Here is a 7,815-nt window from a genome sequence, read left to right on the forward strand (position 1 = left end):
AATGGGTGTGTGACAACCTCATTCTGGCACAACTGATGCCGTAGGGGGCCGTCCACCCCATCAGACGGCTTTTCATGCATGGGCCGAGATGAGCGCCGGCTCCGCAGCGCATCGCACCGGACGATGCTTCGCATCGCCGGGGCGCTGCGCTGCGTCCGGGGCACGAGCACACGATCTGAGTCCCCAAGGAACCAGCTCTCCGCTCGCTCGTTGCCCCTCGACATCTGCCCGCAGAGCATCGAGCCATGTCGGACGCCTACGATTATTTTCGCGCCCACGCGATCGCCGCCGTCCGCAAGGCGCGGGCGCTGCCGCCCGGGCGGACGAAGCAGAAGCAGCGCACGGTGGCGCGGGTCTATCATCTGCTGTCCAGGGAAGCCGCGCTGGCGCCGAACATCCGTCACCTGGACGATTTTCGCGCGGCACGGCGGCTGGAGCGGCAGATCGGTCGTTGATCTCCGGGCCGACGCCGCGACTGTCCCATGCAAATTCGATCGGCTGCCATTCCACGGGAATAGGCCCCGGCGGAGCGCCGCACAGGTTGACGTCTGCCCCGTCAGCCAGTTGGATGCGCGCGCAACCGGGGGCCTGTCATGACGTTTTCCAGCATCTTCGCGCAATTCGTCGCGTTCATCGGCGGCATCGCGCTGCAATGGCGCAAGATGACGGGCACCGAGCCCGCGCCGGCCTGGGGTGAGAAGCCCGCCATTCCCGAAGCCAAGCCGCAAGGCGCGATCCCCACCTTGAAGATGCCGACCGCGCGCGGCTGGCGCGAGGGCCAGAAGCCGACCGCTGCGCCCGGGCTCGAGGTCAACGCGTTCGCGACCGGCCTCGACCATCCGCGCTGGATCGAGGTGCTGCCCAATGGCGACGTGCTGATCGCCGAGGCGACGCAGATCGCGGGCGCCCCGCGCAGCGTTTTCCACTATGCGATGCAGGCGACGATGCGCCGCGCCGCGGCGCTCGGCGTCTCCGCCAACCGCATCACGCTGTTGCGCGACAAGGACGGCGATGGCGTTGCGGAACATCGCGGCGCGTTCATGGAGAACCTCAACCAGCCGTTCGGCATGGCGCTGGTCGGCGACACTTTCTACGTCGGCAACACCGACGGCGTGATGGCCTTTCCTTACGTCCCCAACGCCGACCGCATCACCGCAGCAGGCAAGCGGCTCACGACGTTCAAGCCCGCCGGCCACTGGACGCGCAGCCTGCTCGCCAGCCCCGATGGCAAGAAGCTCTATGCCGGCGTCGGCTCGCTTAGCAACATCGCCGAGATGGGCATGGAGGTCGAGCAAGGCCGCGCCGCCGTCTATGAGCTCGATCTCGCTGCCGGCACGCATCGCATTTTCGGCGCCGGCCTGCGCAATCCCGTCGGCCTTGCCTGGGAGCCGACGACGGGCGTGCTCTGGACCGTCGTCAACGAGCGCGACGGCCTCGGCGACGAGACGCCGCCCGACTATCTCACCTCAGTGCGCGACGGCGGCTTCTACGGCTGGCCCTATTGCTACTGGGGCAAGACGGTGGACGACCGCGTGCCGCAGGATGCGGCGATGGTCGCCAAGGCCATTCAACCGGACTACGCGCTCGGTGGCCACACGGCTTCGCTCGGCCTGTGCTGGATGCCCGCAGGCACCCTGCCCGGCTTCGGCGACGGCATGGTGATCGGCCAGCACGGCTCGTGGAATCGCAGCAAGCTGTCCGGCTACAAGCTGGTGTTCATCCCGTTCGCGAACGGCAAGCCCTCCGGCCCCGGTCGCGACATCCTGTCGGGCTTCCTGTCCCCGGACGAGAAGGAATCCTACGGCCGCCCGGTCGGCGTCGCGATCGGTCCCGACAAGAAATCGCTGCTGATGGCCGACGACGTCGGCAACGTGATCTGGCGCGTGACGGGGGCGTAGCAGCTCACGTGCCGACGCAGAGTGTGGCGCGCTGCTTGCGGAGCAGTGCGATCAGCGACAGCGCCGTGATCAGGCCGGTCTTGGGATTCTCGGACGGGATGTTCTCGATTCCCATCGAGAAGCGCGCCGAATCCGCCTCGACCTCGATGCGGTGAACATTGCGTGTCACGGTCGGATCGGCCCAAACCTGGATCTGGGTGCGATCGGGCCCGATGCCCGCGAGCGACAACGCAACCGCGACGTTGACGTTCGCCGGAAAGCCCTTTGCGGCTTCGCGCGCGCTGCCCTCGAACAATTTCAGCGGTTCGCGCAGATTGTCGATGTCGATGTTGTTCTGAACGATGAACGGCGCGCCCTTCAAGCCGTCGATCGGCTTGCGCGTCACCATCTTCACCGAATGAATAGTGCCGATTGCGGCGGCGTTGACGGCATCGAGGCCAATCAGCGCGCCGGTCGGCACCAGAATGCGGCCGCCATTGGCGCGGGCGAGATCGACGAGATCGAAATTGTCGAGCAAGCCGCCGACGCTGACCACGACAGCGGCCTTGCCGCGCTTCAGCGCAGGCTCGACGATCGCACGCAGCTGGCTGCTCGGCGCGCATTCGACCACGATGTCGGCGGCTTCGCCGAGCTGATCGAGCGGCAGGATTGTCGGAGGGCGACGCAAGCTGCCGATGAAGGCTTGATGCTTGGCGGGATCCCGCACCGCCACGGTTGCGAGCGACAGGCCCTCGATGCCCTGATCGAGCGCGGTCGCGATCTTGGTGCCGATCGAGCCCAGCCCTGCAATGGCCACCCGCAAGTCGCTCGAAGCCTTCTGATCCGTCATCACCATCCCTCTGTCTTCGTCTCTGTCCTGGCCGATGTCATAGCCGCTCACGCCTCCCGCGCATAGCTGCGCAGGCGGGCTTCCAGAACCGCCAGCATGGCATCGCGGGCCGGATCGCGCGAGCCGCGCAGCCAGGCGGCGGCAAGCGGCAGCCGGCCGACCGGCCCAGTCTGCTTCGGCCGAAGCGGCACGAAGCGCACACCGGTCACCGCCATCCGTGCGGTCCAGCGCGGCACGATCGCCACCCCGAGCTTCGTTGCCACGAGGTTGATGATGGTCTGCTTCTCGTCGGCGACCTGCACGATGCGCGGCGTCAGGCCGGCCTCCTCGAACAGCTTGACCGTGAGGTCGTGGCTGTGCGGCCGCGAGCGGCGGTCCGGCACCAGCATCGCCTCCTGGGCAATATCCGCCAGCGTGATCGCTTTGCGCCCCGCCAGCGCGTGCCGGCGCGGGAACGCAACGATCGCGCTCTCCTGGAGCAGGTCGCGGAATTCGAGCCGCTTGTCCGGCCGGTCAGGCGGACGCACGAAGGCGAGATCGAGCGCGCCGGTCAAGATCTTGGGCAGCAGCCGGACAGTCTTGTCTTCGAGGAGCTGCACCGCGATGTCAGGATGCCTGGCGCGGAAATCGCGCAGAAGCGGCGGCAGCAATCCGGCCGCGGCGCTGTCGATGGCACCGACCCGCAGCCGCCGCGCGGTCCCCGCGCGCGAGCGATTGCGGAGGTTGCTCTCGACCGCCTCGACCTTGGCGAGGATGGCGCGGGCATCGCGCAGCAGCGTCGTGCCGTCCTCGGTGAGCGACACAGCGCGCGTCGTCCGCGCAAACAGCCGCGTTCCCAGATCCTCCTCCAGCAGCCTGATCTGCCGGCCGAGCGCAGAAGGCAGCATCTGGAGCTGCTGCGCCGCGCGGCCGAAATGCAGCTGCTCGGCCGTCGCCACGAAACATCGGAGCTGATGCAATTCCATTTGCCGGTCCTCTCGTCTCAGCGAGGATTATATCATTTTTTTGTATAAACCAGCGCCGATTGAGTTTGCCCTGCACTCCCGTCTAGATTCGCCGGCGACGCCGAACCGCCGAATATGTCGGCACGATCTCTCCCACGGAGCTTTCCATGCGCACCCATTCGATCGCAGCCATTCCCGCCGACGGCATCGGCCCCGAGGTGATCTCGGCCGGTGTCCGCGTGCTGGAGGCCCTGGCCAAGCGCAGCGGCGACCTCTCCTTCAACGTCAAGACGTTCGACTGGGGCTCGGACTATTACAAGAAGCACGGCGTGATGATGCCGGCGGACGGTCTCAGCGAGCTGAAGAAGTTCGACGCGATCTATTTCGGCGCGGTCGGCGCCCCTGATGTGCCCGACCACATCACGCTATGGGGCCTGCGCCTGCCGATCTGTCAGGGCTTTGACCAATACGCGAATGTGCGGCCGACCAAGATCCTGCCGGGCGTCGCCTCGCCGCTGCGCAATGTCGGCGTCGGCGATCTCGACTGGGTGATCGTGCGCGAGAACTCGGAAGGCGAATATGCCGGCATGGGCGGGCGCGCCCACAAGGGCCTGCCGGAAGAGGTCGGCACGGAAGTGGCGGTGTTCACCCGCGTCGGCGTCACCCGCATCATGCGCTATGCGTTCCAGCTCGCGCAGTCGCGCCCGCGCAAATTCCTGACCGTCGTGACCAAGTCGAACGCGCAGCGCCACGGCATGGTGATGTGGGACGAGATCGCGGCCGAGGTCGCCGGCGAATTCCCTGATGTGGCCTGGGACAAGATGCTGGTCGACGCGATGACGGTGCGGATGACGCTGCATCCGAAGAGCCTCGATACCATCGTCGCGACCAACCTCCACGCCGACATCCTCTCCGACCTCGCCGGCGCGCTGGCGGGAAGCCTCGGCGTCGCGCCGACCGGGAACATCGATCCGCAGCGCCGCTTCCCCTCGATGTTCGAGCCGATCCACGGCTCGGCCTTCGACATCACCGGCAAGGGCATCGCCAACCCGGTCGCGACGTTCTGGACCGGCGCGCAGATGCTCGAGCATCTCGGCGAGAAGGATGCCGCCTCGAGGCTGATGGCCGCCGTCGAGCGCGTCTGCGCCGCGGGCGTGCTGACGCCGGATGTCGGCGGCAAGGCGACGACGAAGGAGGTCACGGACGCCGTGATCGATGCGATCCACGGATCGAACGTGTAGTCTTATCGGATCGCGTGTCGCCACGACTCGCTGCACCTCTCCCGCTTGCGGGGGAGGTCGACGCGCGTAGCGCGGCGGGTGGGGGCTCTCTCCTCTCGGGGGTCCTCGATCGTGGAGACGCCCCCTCCCCAACCCTCCCCCGCAAGCGGGAGAGGGAGCGCACCGCCTTCTGCGGCAAGATAACGGCCCCTACCTCCGCCCCGCCGGTGCCGCCGGCGGCGTGGCCATCGCGGCGGCCGGCTCGGGCGGTGTCAGATGGCGGGGGACGATGATAGTCTGGCCTGGCGTCAACTGCGCGTTCTCCGGCAGCGAGTTGCTCTGCGCCAGCGTCCACAGCGGCACGCGGTTGGCTGCGGCGATGCTCTCCATGGTGTCGCCGCGGCGCACCGGCACCCGCACGCCGCTGTCCCACAATTCGACCAGCGTATCCGCCGGCACCAGATAGCGCAGCGGCACGGCATCGGCCTGCGTCTGCGGCGGAATGCGCGGCAGCTGCGTCACCATCCCGACGATCTGACGATGGATATCGTCGGACTTCTCGATGTTGATGTGGCTGACGCGCGCGTTTTCCTTGAGGTCATAGCTGGCGTAATGGCCGCGAAAGCCGGGGACAGTCACGACGTCGCCGCCGCCGAGCACGCTGTCGGACAGGAAGATGTTGATGAAGCGCTCGACGTTGAGGGGGACATCCCCGGTCGCGTGCGCGGGATCGATGGCGATGACGAGGCTGATCGGGATGTTCTCCTTGGCCGCCATCTCGGAGATGACGACCGAGCACAGCCCGCCCATGGAATGGCCGATCAGCACGATCGGTGCCGCCTTCTCCTTGTAGCTGGCGATGGCGCGGTTGCCGATCAGCCGGCACAGGGTGAATTCGTAGACGTCCGCCGAGAAGCCGGCCTGCGTCAGCTTCTCGCTGAGCCGGTCGATGCCGGTCGAGAAGATCGGACCCATGGCACCGCGAAACAGGTAGACCTTCGGCGGCGGCAATGGCTCGAACGGCGGGGGCGGCGGCGCGGCGGGAGTTGCGGGTGCGGAGGTGGTGGTCTTGGACTTGGGCGGGGAAGCCGCGGCCACGCCGCTGCTCCAGGCCAGCAGCACGATTGCTGCCAGCGCGACTAGTCGCCTCAAATGAATCATCAGTTCAGCGGTCCCACCATGGGAGGAGCGGCCTCCCTGACCGGGCTTAGTGACCACCGATTGGGTGGATTTTGGGGCACGGGAACCGAGGCGCGCCGCACCGCGCGGATCAAGCCGCTGGCGGGTCACTGCCTGCCCTTGAGGCGGCTGCGATGCGCGGCCTGCTTGGCGCGGTTGCCGCAGACCGCCATGATGCACCACCGCCTTGCGCGCCTGCGGGTGTGATCGGCGAACAGCATCGTGCAGTTATGGCCCTCGCACGCCTTCACGTCGGAGAAGTCTTCCTCGCAGACGAACTTCGCCATGGCTTCGCCGATCGGCAGCAGCAGTGCCACCGGTGATCGCCAGCGCCGTTTCATTCGTAGCGCGAAGACGCCGCCATCGTCCTGCCCGGCCTCGATCCGGCTGAACGCTTCATCGCGCTCGAGCAAGCTGTTCAACGGACCGAGCTCGTGCAGCGCCTTTTCTGTCAGCGGCTTGCCCGCATGGTTCAGAACAAAGCCCCTGAACCACTCACGCAAGTCGCGGGCCTGATCGGCGACCTTGTCGAGCTCATCCGGCCTCGCGCGCGCCTTCAGCGCATCGAGCTCCTCCGCAGCCACGAGCTTCGCCTGGGACAGCCAGTCGATCAGGCCAGCGCCATCGTCGATCCAGTCGACAGGCGTATCGACCGGTGTTGCGACCGAGTTGAGGAAGTCGAGGCCGAGCGAGTCGGCGATGAACATCGCGGGCGGTCTGTCCATGAGCAGTCCTGGCCGTCGGAATAACGCCTCCTTTGTAACCAGTAAAATAGCCGTTGACAAGTTACGCGACGAAAACGTAACCTCATTATAAGCATTTAACGGGTTACTCGCAGCAATGGAGACGGTCATGACCCCGACCACCTACCGCACCGCCGATGTCGATGGCTTCAAGGTGTTCTATCGCGAGGCCGGACCCAGAGGCGCGCCGAAGCTGCTGCTGCTGCACGGCTTCCCCAGCGCCGGCCACATGTTCCGCGACCTGATTCCGCTGCTGGCCGACAAATTCCATATCGTCGCGCCGGATCTTCCCGGCTTCGGCCAGTCCGACATGCCTTCGCGCGAAACCTTCCACTACACCTTCGACAACGTCGCGCAGGTGATCGAGCGCTTCACCGAAGTGATCGGCTTCGATCGCTTCGCGATCTACGTCTTCGATTACGGCGCGCCGATCGGCTTCCGACTTGCGTTGCGTCACCCCGAACGGATCACCGCGATCATCTCGCAGAACGGCAACGCCTATGAAGACGGCCTCAGCGACGGCTGGACGCCGATCAAGGCCTATTGGCAGGACCCCTCGCCTGCCAACCGCGAGGCGCTGCGCGCCTTCCTCACGCCGGAGGCGACGCGCTGGCAGTACACCCATGGCGTTCCCGATCCGACGACGGTGTCGCCGGACGGCCCGAACCTCGATAACTTCTTTCTGGCGCGCCCGGGCTCGGACGACGTGCAGCTCGACCTGTTCGGCGACTACAAGAGCAACGTCGCACTCTATCCGTCATTCCATGACTACTTTCGCACGCACAGGCCGCCATTCCTCGCGGTCTGGGGCAAGAACGATCCGTTCTTCATTCCGCCCGGCGCCGAAGCGTTCAAGCGCGACAATCTCAATGCGGTCGTGCAGTTCTTCGACACTGGCCATTTCGCGCTGGAGACGCATGCGCGGGAAATCGCGGAGGCCATCCGCGCATTCTTGGGATGACGAGGGAGCGCGATCCGCGCTCCCGCACTCTCAGTTCCTCG

8 protein-coding genes are annotated in these 7,815 nt (G+C 66.4%); 4 read left to right on the top strand and 4 right to left on the bottom strand.

The features are described 5' to 3' along the window. The first annotated feature begins 245 nt into the window (after positions 1-245). Positions 246-455, top strand: coding sequence for a hypothetical protein (locus XI05_RS09310; RefSeq protein WP_025038081.1), 210 nt, complete (start codon positions 246-248; stop codon positions 453-455). A 138-nt stretch (positions 456-593) separates the two neighbouring features. Continuing rightward, positions 594-1,898 (top strand): PQQ-dependent sugar dehydrogenase, encoded by a 1,305-nt coding sequence (locus XI05_RS09315; protein WP_271500814.1) that lies wholly within the window; start codon positions 594-596, stop codon positions 1,896-1,898. Between the two features lie 4 nt (positions 1,899-1,902). Here the strand turns inward: XI05_RS09315 and XI05_RS09320 are convergent, their stop codons facing one another. Continuing rightward, complete coding sequence (locus XI05_RS09320; RefSeq protein ID WP_271500815.1) at positions 1,903-2,727, bottom strand: aspartate dehydrogenase; 825 nt, start codon at positions 2,725-2,727, stop codon at positions 1,903-1,905. A 47-nt stretch (positions 2,728-2,774) separates the two neighbouring features. Continuing rightward, positions 2,775-3,692: a LysR family transcriptional regulator gene (locus tag XI05_RS09325; protein WP_271500816.1), complete on the bottom strand. Its 918-nt coding sequence runs from the start codon at positions 3,690-3,692 to the stop codon at positions 2,775-2,777. Positions 3,693-3,838: 146 nt separating this feature from the next. Here XI05_RS09325 and XI05_RS09330 point away from each other — a divergent pair, with 146 nt between their 5' ends. Then, positions 3,839-4,912 carry a tartrate dehydrogenase gene (locus XI05_RS09330; RefSeq protein WP_271500818.1) on the top strand — a complete coding sequence of 358 codons (1,074 nt, stop codon included), beginning with the start codon at positions 3,839-3,841 and terminating at the stop codon, positions 4,910-4,912. A gap of 189 nt (positions 4,913-5,101) precedes the next feature. Here XI05_RS09330 and XI05_RS09335 read toward each other — a convergent pair whose 3' ends face one another. Together XI05_RS09335 and XI05_RS09340 are read right to left on the bottom strand one after the other, a co-directional pair. Then, positions 5,102-6,052: a LysM peptidoglycan-binding domain-containing protein gene (locus tag XI05_RS09335; RefSeq protein WP_271500819.1), complete on the bottom strand. Its 951-nt coding sequence runs from the start codon at positions 6,050-6,052 to the stop codon at positions 5,102-5,104. Positions 6,053-6,177: 125 nt separating this feature from the next. Next, positions 6,178-6,795: a CGNR zinc finger domain-containing protein gene (locus tag XI05_RS09340; RefSeq protein ID WP_271500821.1), complete on the bottom strand. Its 618-nt coding sequence runs from the start codon at positions 6,793-6,795 to the stop codon at positions 6,178-6,180. Positions 6,796-6,922: 127 nt separating this feature from the next. Here XI05_RS09340 and XI05_RS09345 point away from each other — a divergent pair, with 127 nt between their 5' ends. Then, on the top strand, positions 6,923-7,774 hold the full coding sequence (locus XI05_RS09345; RefSeq protein ID WP_271500820.1) for an alpha/beta fold hydrolase: 852 nt from the start codon (positions 6,923-6,925) through the stop codon (positions 7,772-7,774). Positions 7,775-7,815 lie beyond the last annotated feature (41 nt).

This window comes from Bradyrhizobium sp. CCBAU 11357, assembly GCF_028128865.1.
Classification (GTDB): Bacteria; Pseudomonadota; Alphaproteobacteria; order Rhizobiales; family Xanthobacteraceae; genus Bradyrhizobium.